Below are 16,400 nucleotides of genomic sequence, written 5' to 3'. Positions count from 1 at the left end.
ATGAATCACACTACCGTTGTCAACAAACTGACAGAACTTGGCTATAAGGGCTTTAAAGAGGCATATATGCAACAGATGGAGGATATCAACTACGATTCTATGGGGTTTAGCGAAAGACTCTATCAGCTTCTTGATGCGCAGGATATATTTTTACGCAATAAACGCATTATCATGAATCACAGACTCTCAAAAATCAAAGACAAGCAAGCAGCACTCGATGCTATAGACTATACACCACAAAGAGGGATCAACAAAGCACAGATTAGGTCATTATCTTCACTCAACTTCATCGATGCCAGACAGAACATCATCATTACCGGTAAAACTGGGACTGGAAAGAGCTATCTCGCTCAAGCGTTTGCCAATAAGGCTATATTTGATGGGTACAAAGCCTACTATGTAAGAACTCCTTCATTACTTGAGGAGATAAAAATTGCAAGGTTGGATGGAACTTATACTAATCTGCTTAAAAAGTATTCAAGATTTAAACTGCTGATTCTTGATGACTTCGGTGTGATACCTATGGGTGAAGATGATGCAACGAATCTCTTTGAGATCATAGAGGACAGAACACAGATTAATTCTACAATTATCACTTCACAGCTTCCTGTAAGTGAGTGGTATAACTATCTCAACAACAACACCATTGCAGATGCAATTTTAGACAGAATTGTTCACTCCTCCCATAGAATAGAACTGAGTGGTCCATCGATGCGAAAACTCAAATCGAGCATCAAAACTGACGAATATTAAAAAATCATTCGGACACTTTATGCTAAAATGGCGTTACAGAAAATATTCTCTTTCTTGGTGTCCGATTTGAAACGCGTTGGGTGTCCGGATGCTCCGTCATATGCATTTTATCATTAAAAGGATAAAAAACTTGCATAGGCTGTTCTTCGTATTTCACAACATTAGTATCAAATTCAAGGAGCATAAAGAGATCTCTTTCAAGTACTGATTCGAAAGCAACTTGATTTTTGTTTTTATAGCTTGCAAAATAGCCAGTACAAGATAGGTAGCTTTTTTTAATTTTTCTTACACTCATGTTCATATTATATATAATTTTATCTGTTTTTTCAATAGAAAATTTAGTACAGTTAGTTTTTGTAATATTCAATGTATTTCACCTTTTTATTGTTATTTAATTCATGTTATTCTTGTAAATAAAATTTAAAAACTCCTAGTTTATTTATCTTTTAATACAGATTTTTCTTGTATATGACAGTTGCAGCAACAGGACTAGACAAGCGCTATCCTGCAATCAATAAAAATATTATTGCAGATATTGAGACAAAGGGTTTGGTGCTCAGTCAGTTTGAAGAAGGGACTCCTTCTCATAAGTATCATTTTCCTTTGCGCAATGAAGTAGTCGTTGCTTTGGGAGATGTCCTTGTAGTGACTTATGCAGATTTTAACTCAGGAACAATGCGCAGTGTTGAGTACGCTTTGAAAATGGGAAAAGAAGTATATGTACTAGCACACCGGATAGGAGAGAGTGAAGCGACAAATGAGTTACTTGCAAAAGGAGAGGCAAAAGCTATCTATAATGTAGATGCTTTTGTTGCACAGTTTGCAGGCTTTACATGTAAAGAAGTGGCTTTGGATGAGTTTTTGTACTATTGTCAAAGTAATCCAATATATGAGGACGCTTTACAAAAATATCCGACCAAAATTTTTGAAGCAGAACTAGCCGGTACCATAGAGATAAAAAACGCAAGAGTTTTTCCCACTTCTTAATTGAAGGGCAGCTTAATAACTTATTGAGAGATAAAGGGCTATGTCAAAAGTATTATCTTTGGACAAATATTTGTTTTTCTTGTAAATAACATAAGGGGGTTTTGTGGTTGTTTCATATTCATTTTGTGGTAACCACTCATGATACACCCAGTGAATAAACTTTAAAAAATCTCCGGATTCTCCCTGCAGGTGAAATTTCGCGTACACGCCTCCTGAAATTTTAAAGTTTGGCAATCTGTCATTCACGTTAATATTTGAATCCTCATTTACGATGCAAGCAACATACTGGCACTCATCAAGCGGTGTAATCGCCGGATTGTCATGCAGGAGTGCAATCTCTTTGTAATTGGTGAGATTATTGCTAAATACCCATGTTTGAAGTTTTTGCCAAGTCTGTTTTATGCTGTCGTTATAGCCTCTGTGTCTGATATAGTATGCTGAAAGTTCAGGCATCTTAACAATTTCAGGTGTAATGGTATGAAACTGTGCCTTTGATTTTGTGGCTATGAGAGACTGCTTGAGGATTTTGTTCGAATACTTTTTGTAGCCCCCTTTTCGCCACTCTTTGGGTGTCATGGCAAAGCGGATTTTAAAAGCGCGTATAAAAGAAGTCTGGGAAGAATATCCACAGGAGTTTGCAACTTCGGATATTGTGGAGTATTTGTTGGTTAAGAGCAGATTGGAAGCTTTTTGCAGGCGTATGGATTTTATACTTTCATATATATTTCGGTTGAATATCTCTTTAAAAATCTTATGCATGTAAAATTTGTTGATTTTTAGGTTTTGGGCAAGTTCATCCATATTGATATCTGTATCTATATTGGTATAAATGTAATACATAATATAATTGGAGATTTTTATCTTTTTTTCTAAAGTTGTTTTTTTCATAATTCTTATTATAGCAAAATTAGAAAATAAAAATTACAAAAATAGATAATTTCAATGTCAATTAAAGTATAGAGATAAATTTTTTAAAACTTTATAATACTGCAGTTTAAAATATTGGAGAATCACATGAAGCAAAAAATATCTAAAATGTTGATCGCAAACAGAGGCGAAATAGCGCTGAGAATTATTCGTGCGTGTAAAGAGTTGGAAATAAAAACAGTTGTTGTTTTTTCAGAGGTTGATGTGGAGGGTGTCTGGGTTGCCAAGGCAGATGAATGCTATCCTATAATGGGAAATCCTATTGAAGCATATTTGAACTATGAAAGAATAATTTCAATGGCAAAAAAAGCAAACTGTGACGCCATACACCCCGGATACGGATTTTTATCTGAAAGTGCTGAATTTGCCAGAGCCTGTGAAGAGAACGGTATCATTTTTATAGGTCCCAAGCCGGAGCACATTGAACTCTTTGGTGATAAAATGGCTTCCAAAGTTGCTATGAAAAAAATCGGTGTTCCGGTTTTAGAAGGAACTGATACACCGGTTATAGATGTCAAAGAGGGTGAAAAAATTGCCAAAGAAATAGGATTTCCTGTAATCATCAAAGCTGCATTCGGTGGTGGCGGTAGAGGAATGAGGATTGTCAAACAGGCAAAAGAGTTTTCTAAAATGTTTGAATCTGCTACAAATGAAGCGGTGAAATATTTTGGCAAAGGCGATGTTTTTATTGAAAAATATGTTGAAAACCCTCGTCATATCGAAGTGCAGATTGTTGCCGACAAATACGGAAATATTGTGCATTTGGGAGAGAGAGACTGCTCGATTCAGCGTCGCCATCAAAAAGTTATTGAAATTGCTCCGTCGCCACTCCTTAATGATGCTGTTCGAAAAGAACTTTACAGAGTTTCCATCAAAGCAATGTTCAGACTGGGTTATGAAAGTGTCGGAACAGTAGAATTTTTGGTTGATGAGCAGGATAATATTTATTTTATAGAAATGAACACCAGAGTTCAGGTGGAACATCCTGTCACTGAAACGATTACAGGTGTGGATATTATACAAAGAATGATAGAGATTGCCGGTGGGGACAAGCTGAAATTTTTACAAGAAGAGATAAAATTTCGAGGCTATTCCATTGAATTTAGAATCAATTCTGAAGATCCGCAAAACAATTTTATGCCAACTGCCGGTACGGTTACAAAATACCTGACACCAGGAGGGCCGGGCGTGCGTCTTGATACCAGTCTGTATGCAGGCTATGAACTGCCTACATGTTATGACTCTATGCTTGGAAAACTCATAGTCTGGTCTCTGGACTGGGAGGGTGCTGTCAAAAAAGCCAAAAGAGCACTGGACGAGTTCTATATTGAAGGATTCAAAACAAATATTGTTCTGCACAGAGAGATTGTACGGGATGATGAGTTTAGAGCAGGAAAATTTAATACAGGTTATTTGGATTCCAAAATGGAAAAATTCAATCTTGGTGCAGTCTCTTTGCTTGCTGATGAAGAGAAAAAAGTCTCTTTTTTAAGCAGTATTATCAAAAAAATCAAAGAGAATAATTTAATTACAAGAAGCTAAAAACAGCGGTGCTTAGAGAATAAGCATCGCATCCCCGTACGAATAAAATCTATATTTTTCTTTTATCGCTTCAGCGTAAAGCTGATGTGTTTTATCGAGTCCGATAAAAGATGCAACCAGCATAAGCAGTGTTGATTTTGGCAGATGAAAATTTGTCAAAAGATGGTTGACACGTAAGGGTTTGTTGTTTGGATGCAAAAACAGATTTGCTTCACCCCTCGTTTGTTCTTTGTGTCTTGCATAAAATTCTATAGTTCTTGTTGAAGTTGTTCCCACACTTAAGAGAGGAATATCAGAATCCAAAATCTCTTTTGCTTCTTGGGAAATATCATAATACTCCGAATGCATAGGATGGTTTGTTATCACTTCAGCTTCCACCGGTTTAAAAGTACCGCTGCCTACATGTAAAGTAATATAGGCATACTTATGTTTTTTACAAATCCTTTTATGCTGCTCGGATGTAAAATGCAGCGAAGCAGTAGGTGCAGCTACGGCTCCTTCTTGTGAAGCAAATACGCTTTGGTATTCATCAGCATCTTTATCCTCATCCGGTCTTTGAATGTAGGGAGGAAGAGGGATATGCCCTATTTTGTCTATCACAGGAAGCAAATCTTCAAACCGTAACAGTATATTGTTTTGGTAAAAGTTTACTTCACGACTGCCGTCATCATTTAATTGTTTCACTTTTGCCATCAGACTGTCATCAAAAAATATCTCTGTGTCTGTCTTCACTTTTCCTCGAATATATACATTGATATTGTGTGCAGTAATGGCTCTGTTTATGAGAAGTTCTACTTTTCCGCCACTCTGTTTTTTTCCAAAAAGTCTTGCTTTTATAACCTTTGTATCATTAAAAATGAGAGCACACTCCGGAGAAAGAAAGTTTTCAAGATTATAAAAAAAGGTGTGTGTAATTGTGTCAGTAGCTCTGTCGTAGACTAAAAGTTTTGCATGGTCACGGGGAGAAGCAGGATAGTCTGCTATAAGTTCATCGGGAAGAGTGAAGTCATAGCTTGCAGTGAGTAACTCCTGGTTACTCATCTTTATCCTTTTTATTTGTAAGTTCATCATACTCATCATGATGTTTAACGCTTAAACTGCTTTCATCTTCTTCCTCTTCTTCATCCTCTTCTTCTTCTTCGAGAGGCGGAGCAGGGTTTACCATTTTTACTATCAAAATAGAAAGCAGATAGAGTATCACAAGAGGACCGGCCATAAGCAGTTGTGTCAATACATCCGGTGGCGTCAGCAGGGCTGCAACTATAAAAATAATAATGATTGCATATTTGAAAAATGCTGTCATCTGTCTGTCATCAACAAGTCCAAGAAGAGCTAAAAAGTAGGCAAACACAGGCAGTTCAAAAGCAAGACCAAACCCAAACATGATTTTTGTAAAAAATCCGACATAATCCTCGATGTTAATAAGCGGAGTAAATTTAAATGAACCAAAGGTAATAAGGAAGTCAAATCCAAAAGGTGTCACAATATAGTAGGCAAAAAGAACACCCACAAGAAACATAACTGTACCACCGACTATAAAAGGAATAATCATCTTTTTTTCATGTGCATAGAGTCCAGGCGCGATAAAAAGCCAGATTTGGGAAAGTATAATAGGCAAAGCACCTACAATCGCTGCAAAAAATGAAACTTTTAATGCGACAAAGAATGCGCCGCCAACCTGTGATGTGGTAATCATACCGTTTGCCGCATTGACAGAGACTTTTCCAACTTCTGTCAGAGCATCATTGAGTGGCTGTACCATCCATGTAAGTATTGGTTCATGGAAGTAAAACATGACAAAAAACATAACTATTAAACTTGCTGCTGAAATAGCCAGCCTTTTTCGGAGTTCTACAAGGTGTGGTCTTAATTCATCAAACATCTTTATTATCTTCTTCTTTCGTGTCTATTTTTTCTTCTTTTTTCTTTTTCTTGAAAGTTACTTCCTGCGGCTCTTTGGGTGTTTCTTTTGTTTTCTCATCATCTTCTAAAATATCATCTGTGAGGCTTGTAAGTTTTGCACCGGCCTGTGCAGGAATATCTGTAACTTTGTTCAGGCTTTCGCTGGCACTCAGAAGCTCTTGTTTGTAGGCAAGTGCTTCTTGTTTTATCTGACTTAAATTCATCTCTTCTTCAAGAGAATCTTTTACTGTTCCTATTGTGTTTTTAACATTTCTAAAAAATTTAGCAATTTCGACCATTGTACTAGGTAGTTTGTCCGGACCTAGAAATAAAATAGCGACAACTGCTATGAGTAGCATCTCTGTAAAACCCATACCAAACATATTCAGCCTTCATAGTTTATTGATAGTGAGATTTTATCCAAAGAATCATTAAAAAATCTTCAAGAGGTTAAAAAGAGCGCAATTTCATCTGCCAAAAGATAGTCTTCATTGTAAAAAGTATTGTTTTTTAACTTTATCTTCTGTTCATGCAACAGAATTTCCGCTTTTTCTCTCTCTTGTGTATTTAATATATCCTGATCTATTCCGATGACACAGCGCAACCCTAAAAATATCTGTTCAAGTCTTTTGTCTTCCTGTGTGAGCGTCTCTTGTCTGATTGACAGGGGATCACTGATATATGCTTCTATATCAGTTAAGGGATAAAATCTTGTAAGTCCAAGTTTGCCGACAGCTCCGGCCCCGGCCCCGATATAGTCTTTATATTGCCAGTAGCCTAGATTATGAAGAGATTGATATGTTCCAAAATTGCTTATTTCGTACTGTAAAAACCCATGGTCTTGAATCTCTTTAAAGAGCCATTTTGTAAGAGAAAGCTGTTCATTTGACATTTGGGGACGATTTTCAAATGCAGTTCCCTCTTCAATCATTAAGGCATAGGCACTGATGTGGTTGATTGGCAGTGACAGAGCTGTTTGAATATCCTTTGCAAGCAGTTCTTTTGTATCACCCAGAGTAGCATAAATCAAATCAAGTGAGATGTTTTCAAATCCAACAGCAGAGGCATTGTGAACAGCATTTACAGACATTTGTGGAGTATGTGCCCTGTTTAAAATTTTAAGTTTTTTTGTGTCAAAGCTTTGTGTTCCGAAGCTGATACGATTAACTCCGAGATTATACATGCCCTCAAGCCACTCTTTTGTTGCAGAGTTGGGATTTGCTTCACTGGTTATTTCTGCGTTTTTCATAAGATAGGGATTTAGCAGGTTAAAAATTTCTTCATAAAGCTGCGGGGCGACGGTTGAAGGTGTACCACCTCCTATAAAAACAGTCTCTATGGTCTCTTTTTTTGCTTGAAATCTTTGCAATTCATACTGCAGCTGTTTTTTAAGTGCATACATGTAGTTCTCTTTGAGATGAAACTTGTCAACATAAGAGTTGAAAGCACAGTAAGAACATTTAGAATCGCAAAAAGGAATATGAATATAAACTAACATAGTGAAATTATAGCCGGATAAACTTATTTTAATTGCTATTGCTGTATAATCGCGATAATAGACTTCTTGCATAACTCCTATATGTTTCAGCATTTTATAGAGAGTTTTAATCAAGGCAGATGTTCTCAAGCGTAGCCATAGCTCCGGTTGGGATTGTCTAACGCAGAGTAAAGCTCTCTATAAAGTGTCCTGTGGAAGGATAAAGAAGCAGCAATCTTGCACAAAACAATATTTTATTTTTAGCTAATGCTAGGTATAAAAATTTATTTTGCACAATCTTACCACTTCTTTATCCTCTGAGGCATACAGGAGTTATGTAAGAAGTCTAATTAACTACAGGTGCTTATATGAGTAAAGAAGAAATATACCGTCCCAATGTTGCTATGATAATCGTCTCAAGTGAGTATCCGCAAAAAAAAGATGTTTTTATCGCACAAAGAAATGATTTGACTGACATTTGGCAGTTTCCACAGGGTGGCATTGATGAAGGCGAAGAGGTCAAAGAGGCTCTTTTTCGTGAAATGGAAGAAGAGATAGGGACAGACTCTGCTGAAATAATAGCAGAATACCCAGAGTGGATTTCTTATGATTTTCCTCCTAAAATTGCGAGTAAAATGAAGCCGTATAAGGGACAGACACAAAAATATTTTTTACTCAAACTTGCAAAAGATGCCAAAATAAACCTAGATACAAAGCATCCCGAGTTTATAAACTATAAATTTGTGGCAATAGAGGATGTTTTAGACTTTACACCGCATTTTAAGCAGTCTGTATATGAAAAAGTTATAAATCATTTTAAAAGAGAGGGGCTGTTGTAAATGCTAATAGTTCAAAAATTCGGTGGGACCAGTGTTGGTGATTTGGAACGCATACAAAATGTAGCGAATCGTGTGGCAAAAACAAAAGAAGCCGGGCATGATGTAGTTGTTGTTGTTTCGGCAATGAGCGGAGAAACAAACAAACTTGTCGGCTATGCCGAACATTTTTCAAAAAATCCGGCTCGGGCTGAGATGGATATACTGTTGAGCTCAGGTGAAAGAGTGACATCGGCACTCCTTTCTATTGCACTGCAGGAGATGGGAATCGATGCTGTGGCAATGACGGGGAGAAAAGCGGGTATTGTCACCGACAATCAGCATACCAAAGCGCGTATTGAAGAGATTGATCCCAAAGCTATGAAAAGTGCGTTGCAAAATGGCAAAGTTGTTGTGGTTGCCGGTTTTCAGGGAGTCAATACAGACGGAGATGTCACAACACTCGGACGCGGAGGAAGTGACCTTTCAGCTGTTGCCATTGCAGGGGCATTAGAGGCTGACTTATGTGAAATTTATACGGATGTGACAGGTATTTTTACAACAGATCCGCGAATTGAACCAAAAGCAAAAAAACTTGATAAAATCTCTTATGAAGAGATGCTTGAACTTGCATCATTAGGCGCAAAAGTATTGCAAAACCGCTCTGTTGAACTGGCAAAAAAACTCAATGTCAATCTCGTAACACGAAGCAGTTTTTGCGATGATGAGGGAACATTAATTACAAAGGAAGAAAATATTATGGAAAAACCACTAGTAAGCGGAATTGCGTTAGACAGAAACCAGGCACGCATCTCTTTGATGGGTGTCAAAGACAGACCGGGCATTGCTTCTGATATTTTTAATGCATTGGCAGATGCCGAGGTCAATGTGGACATGATCATTCAGAACAAGGCGGTTGATGATACAACAAATATTGACTTTACTGTACCTGTGAGTGATTTACATGACGCAAAATCTGTTGTAGATACCTTTGTGCAAAGCGGTGAAATCAAAGATGACTCTTATAATGAAGATATCTGTAAGGTTTCTGTAGTGGGTGTTGGTATGAAATCGCATGCCGGTGTTGCTGCCAAAGCCTTCTCGACGATGGCAAAAGAAAATATCAATATCAATATGATTTCAACATCAGAAATAAAAGTATCCATGGTAATAGACGAAAAGTATGCAGAACTCGCAGTTCGCTCTTTGCATAATACTTACGAGTTAGACAAATAAGTAATTACATGCCGGATTTTGCACAATGGAGCCTGGATGCCATAAGAGAAAAGGGCGGTAGTCTCAGCTGGCTTGAAGAACACCGGTTTGAATGGTCCAAAACAACTGCATACGCATTGGAGCAGATACTCAATGGCAAAACAATCATTTTAATTACTGATGAAAAAAGAAAGTGGTTTGAAAATTACATTTTGAGCTCTTTAAACGGAGTGTTGCTTGAACGCCCTATGATACCTGTCATCAGTATTGACAATATTTATACGTATTACAACAGTGTAGGCAGTGGTGAAATGATAGATATTATAGATGATATGATATCACTCTCTTTTAAGGGCGACTACTTTTTTTGGTACATTGGCAAAGGAGATGATAAACGCAGCGATATTGCCAAAAGAAAAGATGAGAGTTACTTTTGGATCTTTGATGAAGATTTTAACAATGCGTTTACACTCAAATCCTATGACACGGATTTGGATATCAAACTGTTACAGCTTTACAAACTTTTTGATGCTTCGTTGAATGCTGCAATGTTTGGAGAGGTTGATGCAAGCTCCTGATGCAATAAAAGGGCATATCCTCATTGCAAATGATGTGGAGGAAGCTGCTGAAAAACTTGAAAATGAACTGCGGGGATTCAGAGTTGTAAAGTTTATAGAAGAAAATTTTAAAATTGAACATGCAAAACTTGTAACGGCTGAAGCATACATCAGTGAAGCACAGACAAAGTATATCATCATCGCAGCTTCTGAGTTCACTGATGTGGCACAAAACTCTCTGCTAAAACTTTTGGAAGAACCGCCGACAAATATAGAGTTTATTATTATCTCCCCGACAAAATCAAATTTGCTGCCTACCGTACGTTCACGACTGCCAATTTTAAAAAACCAACTCCACCACAGCGTTATGGAGTTGGATATTGCACTGGCTCGACTCGACTACAAAGAGGTTTTTGCATTTTTAAAACAACATGCCAGAGTCTCTAAAACAGAAGCAAAAGCTTTGGTTGAAGCTCTTTTTTACCGTTCTACTGTTGTTGAGAAATTGATACTCTCTCCATCACAGCTGGATAATTTTGACAAAGCCTATCGACTGCTTGACCTGAATTCACGTCCACAAAGTGTTTTGGCAATGCTGCTTATGAGTTTTGCTCAGGAGAGACAATGAGAGTAGAAAAACTGTCAAATGAGATAAATATAAAAGAGGCATTGCAAAAGCTTGGTGTTGATGCGGGCGGTATTACAATTTTGGCGTCAAAAGCAACAATGCATATTTTACATATATATGATTTACATGTAGGGGCTGCCAATATTTTGAAACAGGATGCTCTCTCAATCGGGGCTGATTTGGCTGTTCCTCGGGGAACAGTTGTCGCAGCCAGGCCAAAAGTTGACTGCATACTCATTGCAAATACAAAGCAGCTGAAAACTTTGGCAAAAAAAGAGTTGGCACAGCCTTTTGGACTTAAAGAGCTGGCAAAAAAACTCAAAGAGTCTGCACAGGTTCACAAGCCGGATGCAGTAGAAATTATGGGTATTATAAATGCGAATGACGACAGTTTCTACGCACAAAGCAGGCTCAAAGAAAAAGAAGCAATACAAACTATAGAGACTATGATTGAAGAGGGTGCAGATATAATAGATATCGGGGCCGTTTCTTCTCGTCCAAATGCTCCATTTGTGAGTGTAGAAGAGGAGTTGGCAAGAATAGAACCGCTTTTGAGACTTATAAAAGAAGAAAAACTGTATGAAAAGGTAAAATTCAGTTGTGACAGTTATGAACCAAAAGTTTTACAAAAGGCTCTGGAGAGCGGTTTTAGTATTGTAAATGACATAACCGGTTTACAAAACGATGAGGTATGCAAGCTTTGTGCGGCTTATAATGCAACAGCGGTAATCATGCATATGAGAGGAACACCCCAAACGATGCAAAAAAACCCCCATTACGAAAATGTCATAGAAGATGTATATGATTTTTTTACCAAAAGAGTAGAAAAAGCTGAGAGTTTTGGGGTGAAAAAAATTGTGCTTGATGTAGGCATAGGTTTTGGAAAAAGAGTAGAAGACAATATAAAACTTTTGAGCAGCCTTGAGCACTTTTTAACACTGGGCAAGCCATTGCTGGTCGGAGCTTCCAGAAAATCCATGATAGATAAAATTTCACCTTCTTCTGTAGAAGAGAGGCTCCCAGGCACATTGGTACTGCATCTTGAAGCCGTTAAAAACGGTGCTTCAATTTTACGTGTGCATGATGTGGCCCAACATCTTCAGGCCCTTAAAGTGTTGCAGGCCTTGCATACATAAAGTGTCTATTTTATGTATGCTTTGATTATTTCCTGACGTTCCAGCGGTCTGTCTCCGCCAGAACGCCCTGAAGTAGCGACATTGTTTAGTTTTTGCAAAGTTTGCATGGATTTTTGATCTGCAACCTTTCCAAAAATTGTATAGCCACCATTGAGCCATGGCGTTGGAGCCGTTGTAATAAAAAACTGACTGCCGTTTGTATTTGGGCCTCTGTTTGCCATTGCTAAAATACCGGGTTTGTCAAAAACCAGATTTGCTTTGAATTCATCCTTAAACTCTTTATGCCAGATGCTCTCACCGCCTCTGCCGCTTTCAGTCGGATCACCGCCTTGAATCATAAAATTGTGAATGATCCTGTGAAATGCTATACCATTGTAATAGCCTTCTTTTACATGGGTGAGAAAGTTTTCAACGGCTAAAGGTGCAGCTTCGGGAAAAAGTTCAAGTTCTATATTTCCCTGTGTTGTTTGCAGTACAACATGCGGATTGTTTTCACTTGAAAACAAGAGCGTCGTATAGAGTAACACCAGTGCCAGTAAAATGCGTTTCATTAAAAAGCTCCTTATTCTTCTTCAAAATCTAAACATACAGAGTTGATGCAGTATCGCAGTCCCGTAGGCTCAGGACCATCAGGAAAAAGATGCCCCAAATGAGCATCACAACTGCTGCATCTTACTTCTGTACGAATCATACCGTGTGACATATCTTTTATTTCAGTGACAGCCCCTTCAAGTGCTTCATAATAACTTGGCCAGCCTGTTCCTGAATCAAATTTTGTACTTGATTCAAAAAGCGGGGCGCCACAACAGATACATTTGTAAATGCCATCACTTTTGTTATCATAATATTTTCCGGAAAAAGGGGCTTCCGTGCCATTTTTTCGGCATACCGAAAAAGCTTCAGGACTCAGAATTTTTTTCCATTCATCTTCACTTTTTGTTATTTTCATTGAATTTCCTTGTGCTTTTTACGTAGTATAGCAAGTCTGTTTTGTATTTTGTATAAAAGGAGGGGTTTGTTGAAAAATTATAGGGGAAAAGAAAGAATAGTACTGCTTCTTACAAGCAATACTATTAAATAGTTATTTACCAGCTGCAACGCGGTCTTTAAGACCTTTACCTGCTTTAAACTTAGGAACCATTTTATCTTGAGTCGTATAAGTTTTGTCTGTACCTGGAACTTTGCCTGTTTTACCTTTTTGAAGTACTGCTGCAAAACTACCAAAACCAACAAGAGAAACATCTTCCCCTTTTACTAAGGCTTCGATTACTGCTTCAGTGAAAGCTTTAATTGCATTTTCAGCTTCCACTTTAGTTTTGTAGTTTCCGTGTTCTTGTACTAACTCAACGAATTGTGCTTTATTCATAAATTTACCCTTGGATTAAGATTTGTCCTGAAATAATTCAGCTACAGATACTTTATAGTTTATTTGCTTAAATTTTTCTTCTTTTTGGTTAATTTAAGAAGAAAATCTGAAATTTTTGTTTCTTTTAGTCCATATTTAGCCTGTTTTAAGAGCTTTTTGAAATTTAGAGTCGTTTCATGCGTCATAATTAAAGCTGATAAATCTTTAATTTTTTTGTATTTATTTGTTGATGTATGTATTGATAAAAACACATCTTCAAGACCATCTCTTTCATTTTTAGTCAGTATCCCCATTCCGCTACTCCTCTAATCTGTTGATTTTTCTTACAGCCCTGATAATTTCATCATCATCTAATTTACCTAACATTTTTATAACCGTTGCCGCAGCCTGCGGTTTGGCACGTCCCAGTTTCCAGTCCTGATATGTACGCATAGAAATCCCCAGACTTTTAGCCATATCTTTAAGGGAAATCTTTTTCCCATTGTATTGAGACTCTATTGAGTTATGTAGGATGTTAAATAAATCATTTATTTGCATAAAAAATATTATACGGAATAAATACTTAAATATACATTTTTTATAATATAAATTGATGATTATCGTATGATAAATATTTAATAATGTGTACTATATGCTTTATATGTATTATAATTATATGTTTAATGTACTTTACATACGGTTTTCCGTATAAAAAAGGTATAGAGTTTTGAAGAATAGACAAAGAAAATTAAAAAATACTATTTTTCTTCGATAACTATGGATTTTGCGACAGGATGAAGGGTGATGATGTTTTCTTGTATTTCAAGATAAAAAGGAGGATAAGATTTTGCCTCTGTTTTGTAGGCTATTTCATGCGCATTGTCAATGGTAAAGACAATGTTGTTTAAACCTTTGAAAGGTTCTTTGACAGTAATTTTTGCATTTTTGTAGGAGTTGTGGATTGCCTCTTTTTCTTTTTTAAGGCGTGTAATCTCTTTTTCCAACTCTTCAACTTTACCTAAGCTGTGTCTTTTTGCTCCTTCTAATTTATATCTGAGTTCCTTGATATCTTTGTCTATAAACTGCAGTTTGCTTTGCACTACCGGGACATCACGGTAGTTTATTTTAAAGAGGTTGTCTTCACCGGATACAAGCCGGACAGTAATAGAATTTGAAGCGTAAACTTTTAAATTGTTTTTCACATGCTTGATGGTAACATCCTGGGCATAAACAGCACCCCCTATGGAAGAGTCAATTTCTACAGTGGTTGCGTGTACCACACCACCTTCAAGCAGAGAAATTTTCCCCTCATGGCATCGTAATGTACCTTTATGCCTGTTAATGGTTGCATATTTCGCATACTGGAGTGAGTCTTGGTGGGTAGCTCCCTCAATGTCAAGGGTTATCGCTTCAAGGCGGCTTTTTGCTCCCACAAAACCGTTTACATGTATTCTCTCTGAAACAAGTGTCACCCCTTCTTTGATGGTATCCCTTGCCGTATCATGCTGCGTCACCACTATTTCAATATTATTGTCTTCGAGATCTTCTACAAGATCTTTGTGCTTTGTGATTTCACTGACTTTTATGCGATTGTCAACAAGAAGTTCTTTACCGTCATAATGGACATATCCGCGTATCTTGCTTATGTATTTTTTTGATGTTGCATTTTCCTGTATTGCAATAGATTTTTCATCAACATCTGCCTGCAGGTCATCCATGTTGTTGGCAAAATTTGCGTCTAGATATTCACCAAAAGCATTGAGCCCGTTTTGTCCGTATACAGGCTTTTTATACTCAACAAGAAGTTCGTTTTCCTCGACTTCGATAACTTCACCTGTATATTCTTTTTCTTTAAACCAAAAAATAAGTTTACCTGGACGTGTGAGAACAGGCTCTATTCCCTCAAACAGAGGAATCTTGACACGTTTGACAAATTTGCCGGCATATATGTATTTCACTAAAATTTTCAGAGCTTTTTTCATCTCTTCATCAAAGATGTTCAGAAGTATTTTATGATATGCTTTGATTTTGTTGCATTCTCTAAAGAGTGTTTTTAACAACTCAACAGGCTGGTGTGATTTATAGGGAATTTTTGAATCCGGCGACAGTATCAAAAAAGGATGTGTGAAAAATTTTGAAAAATCTATAGTATATTCAAGTTCAAGCTCTTTTTTTTCTTTTTTCATAAGGGTAATGGTATAGAGTTGATGAAATTTCACATGCTCATTGAGTATTTTTTCTTTATCTTTGTATTTTTCCTGTATCTCTTTGCTGTAGAGTTCAAAAGAAGCGTTTGTATTGCTTTTTATATATGTTTGTGTTTTGTTTATAACAAAGTCACACTCTGAGGGAAGAATAAAATTGTCCTGTGCAAAGGTTTGTATTGCTTCTTTGATATGACGGGTTGTTATGATTTTGTGTTCTGTTTTTTTTTGCATTCATTAATACTCTAACAAATCACTGTAATCATACTTCGCAAAATCGAGGTACAGTTTACCGTTTTGCTTAATGACTCTGATATCACTGTCATATACGGCTAAAAATCTTTTTTTGATGATTTTTCTCTGGTAGGGCTCCAGATCAAGTGTTTTCAAATAGGTTTTCAGCTCAACAATTTGGTTTTCTTTTTCCACCTCTATGGCTTTTTGTGTTTGGGGCAAAGGTTCGACATCATGGACCGTGTTGCTGTTTTGGGCAAGCAGTTTTGTGTTGAGCAGTTCTAAAACCTGCTTTAACTGCTCGTCTTTAGTGGCATAAACTTTTTCTATTTTACTCATCTCATCACGGAGCATCTGCTCTTTGTCATTGATGAGTTTGTCTATTTTTTCTTCGAGTTGGACAATTTTTGCTTTGAGCTGCAGGTTCTCTTTTTGGTACAATGATAAAACCATGGCAACAGTTGTCCGTGGTTTTGCAGGCGGAGTGTTTTGCTGAGGTCTTTGTTGCGGTTGCGGTGAGGCTTCATCAGGAACAATTATGTAAACAGTGTCATCTTCAACGATATAATTTAACTTTTTGCTGCGGAGTTTTGAACTGATCATCTCTTTTGACATTTTAAATTTTTTTGAATATTCATCGAGTGTAAGTTTCATATACTGTCCTTTCTTAAACACCGG

The 16,400-nt window shown here is 37.0% G+C and carries 21 protein-coding genes; 8 read left to right on the top strand and 13 right to left on the bottom strand.

Annotation, left to right across the window (positions count from 1 at the left end):
• Positions 1 to 753: an IS21-like element helper ATPase IstB gene (gene istB / locus LCX93_RS09725; RefSeq protein WP_226065210.1), complete on the top strand. Its 753-nt coding sequence runs from the start codon at positions 1 to 3 to the stop codon at positions 751 to 753.
• Between the two features lie 22 nt (positions 754 to 775).
• Here the strand turns inward: istB and LCX93_RS09720 are convergent, their stop codons facing one another.
• Positions 776 to 1,120: a hypothetical protein gene (locus tag LCX93_RS09720; protein WP_226066117.1), complete on the bottom strand. Its 345-nt coding sequence runs from the start codon at positions 1,118 to 1,120 to the stop codon at positions 776 to 778.
• Between the two features lie 101 nt (positions 1,121 to 1,221).
• Here LCX93_RS09720 and LCX93_RS09715 point away from each other — a divergent pair, with 101 nt between their 5' ends.
• Positions 1,222 to 1,740: a DNA-processing protein DprA gene (locus tag LCX93_RS09715; protein WP_226066116.1), complete on the top strand. Its 519-nt coding sequence runs from the start codon at positions 1,222 to 1,224 to the stop codon at positions 1,738 to 1,740.
• A 12-nt stretch (positions 1,741 to 1,752) separates the two neighbouring features.
• Here LCX93_RS09715 and LCX93_RS09710 read toward each other — a convergent pair whose 3' ends face one another.
• On the bottom strand, positions 1,753 to 2,628 hold the full coding sequence (locus tag LCX93_RS09710) for an AraC family transcriptional regulator (RefSeq protein WP_226066115.1): 876 nt from the start codon (positions 2,626 to 2,628) through the stop codon (positions 1,753 to 1,755).
• A 126-nt stretch (positions 2,629 to 2,754) separates the two neighbouring features.
• Between LCX93_RS09710 and LCX93_RS09705 the strand changes: the two genes are divergently transcribed.
• Positions 2,755 to 4,209, top strand: coding sequence for an acetyl-CoA carboxylase biotin carboxylase subunit (locus tag LCX93_RS09705; protein WP_226066114.1), 1,455 nt, complete (start codon positions 2,755 to 2,757; stop codon positions 4,207 to 4,209).
• Between the two features lie 12 nt (positions 4,210 to 4,221).
• Here the strand turns inward: LCX93_RS09705 and queA are convergent, their stop codons facing one another.
• The 4 genes from queA to hemW are packed head-to-tail and all read right to left on the bottom strand — an operon-like array spanning position 4,222 to position 7,609.
• Positions 4,222 to 5,250, bottom strand: a complete 1,029-nt coding sequence (gene queA / locus LCX93_RS09700; protein ID WP_226066113.1) for a tRNA preQ1(34) S-adenosylmethionine ribosyltransferase-isomerase QueA — start codon at positions 5,248 to 5,250, stop codon at positions 4,222 to 4,224.
• Positions 5,243 to 6,091: a twin-arginine translocase subunit TatC gene (gene tatC, locus LCX93_RS09695; RefSeq protein ID WP_226066112.1), complete on the bottom strand. Its 849-nt coding sequence runs from the start codon at positions 6,089 to 6,091 to the stop codon at positions 5,243 to 5,245. Before tatC ends, queA begins: the two co-directional genes overlap by 8 nt.
• Positions 6,084 to 6,494, bottom strand: a complete 411-nt coding sequence (gene tatB, locus LCX93_RS09690) for a Sec-independent protein translocase protein TatB (protein ID WP_226066111.1) — start codon at positions 6,492 to 6,494, stop codon at positions 6,084 to 6,086. Before tatB ends, tatC begins: the two co-directional genes overlap by 8 nt.
• A 59-nt stretch (positions 6,495 to 6,553) precedes the next feature.
• A complete protein-coding gene (gene hemW / locus LCX93_RS09685) occupies positions 6,554 to 7,609 on the bottom strand; it encodes a radical SAM family heme chaperone HemW (RefSeq protein ID WP_226066110.1) in 1,056 nt (351 codons plus the stop codon).
• A 347-nt stretch (positions 7,610 to 7,956) separates the two neighbouring features.
• Here hemW and LCX93_RS09680 point away from each other — a divergent pair, with 347 nt between their 5' ends.
• The 5 genes from LCX93_RS09680 to folP are packed head-to-tail and all read left to right on the top strand — an operon-like array spanning position 7,957 to position 11,939.
• Complete coding sequence (locus LCX93_RS09680) at positions 7,957 to 8,427, top strand: RNA pyrophosphohydrolase (protein WP_226066109.1); 471 nt, start codon at positions 7,957 to 7,959, stop codon at positions 8,425 to 8,427.
• Entirely contained in the window at positions 8,428 to 9,639 is a 1,212-nt protein-coding gene (locus LCX93_RS09675) for an aspartate kinase (protein ID WP_226066108.1), read from the top strand.
• An 8-nt stretch (positions 9,640 to 9,647) separates the two neighbouring features.
• On the top strand, positions 9,648 to 10,196 hold the full coding sequence (locus tag LCX93_RS09670; protein ID WP_226066107.1) for a HobA family DNA replication regulator: 549 nt from the start codon (positions 9,648 to 9,650) through the stop codon (positions 10,194 to 10,196).
• Positions 10,183 to 10,803 carry a DNA polymerase III subunit delta' gene (locus LCX93_RS09665; RefSeq protein ID WP_226066106.1) on the top strand — a complete coding sequence of 207 codons (621 nt, stop codon included), beginning with the start codon at positions 10,183 to 10,185 and terminating at the stop codon, positions 10,801 to 10,803. Before LCX93_RS09670 ends, LCX93_RS09665 begins: the two co-directional genes overlap by 14 nt.
• Positions 10,800 to 11,939, top strand: coding sequence for a dihydropteroate synthase (gene folP / locus LCX93_RS09660; RefSeq protein WP_226066105.1), 1,140 nt, complete (start codon positions 10,800 to 10,802; stop codon positions 11,937 to 11,939). Before LCX93_RS09665 ends, folP begins: the two co-directional genes overlap by 4 nt.
• A 5-nt stretch (positions 11,940 to 11,944) precedes the next feature.
• Here the strand turns inward: folP and LCX93_RS09655 are convergent, their stop codons facing one another.
• The 7 genes from LCX93_RS09655 to LCX93_RS09625 all read right to left on the bottom strand — a co-directional run bounded on the left by LCX93_RS09655 (position 11,945) and on the right by LCX93_RS09625 (position 16,376).
• The gene (locus LCX93_RS09655; protein WP_226066104.1) at positions 11,945 to 12,490 is read right to left on the bottom strand and encodes a peptidylprolyl isomerase; all 546 of its coding nucleotides are present in this window, start codon (positions 12,488 to 12,490) and stop codon (positions 11,945 to 11,947) included.
• Between the two features lie 11 nt (positions 12,491 to 12,501).
• Positions 12,502 to 12,888: a peptide-methionine (R)-S-oxide reductase MsrB gene (gene msrB / locus LCX93_RS09650; protein WP_226066103.1), complete on the bottom strand. Its 387-nt coding sequence runs from the start codon at positions 12,886 to 12,888 to the stop codon at positions 12,502 to 12,504.
• Positions 12,889 to 13,020: 132 nt separating this feature from the next.
• Complete coding sequence (locus tag LCX93_RS09645; RefSeq protein ID WP_151899761.1) at positions 13,021 to 13,305, bottom strand: HU family DNA-binding protein; 285 nt, start codon at positions 13,303 to 13,305, stop codon at positions 13,021 to 13,023.
• 59 nt (positions 13,306 to 13,364) lie between these two features.
• Complete coding sequence (locus tag LCX93_RS09640) at positions 13,365 to 13,598, bottom strand: hypothetical protein (protein ID WP_226066102.1); 234 nt, start codon at positions 13,596 to 13,598, stop codon at positions 13,365 to 13,367.
• 4 nt (positions 13,599 to 13,602) lie between these two features.
• On the bottom strand, positions 13,603 to 13,842 hold the full coding sequence (locus LCX93_RS09635; RefSeq protein WP_151899763.1) for a helix-turn-helix domain-containing protein: 240 nt from the start codon (positions 13,840 to 13,842) through the stop codon (positions 13,603 to 13,605).
• 200 nt (positions 13,843 to 14,042) lie between these two features.
• Positions 14,043 to 15,722, bottom strand: coding sequence for a flagellar assembly protein A (locus LCX93_RS09630; RefSeq protein WP_226066101.1), 1,680 nt, complete (start codon positions 15,720 to 15,722; stop codon positions 14,043 to 14,045).
• A 3-nt stretch (positions 15,723 to 15,725) separates the two neighbouring features.
• Entirely contained in the window at positions 15,726 to 16,376 is a 651-nt protein-coding gene (locus LCX93_RS09625) for a hypothetical protein (RefSeq protein ID WP_226066100.1), read from the bottom strand.
• Positions 16,377 to 16,400: the final 24 nt, after the last annotated feature.

The sequence above is a fragment of the Sulfurimonas sp. SWIR-19 genome (assembly GCF_020410885.1).
Classification (GTDB): domain Bacteria; phylum Campylobacterota; class Campylobacteria; order Campylobacterales; family Sulfurimonadaceae; genus Sulfurimonas; species Sulfurimonas sediminis.
Note: the sequence above shows the minus strand (reverse complement) of the source record. Positions and strands in the feature narration are given on the sequence as shown.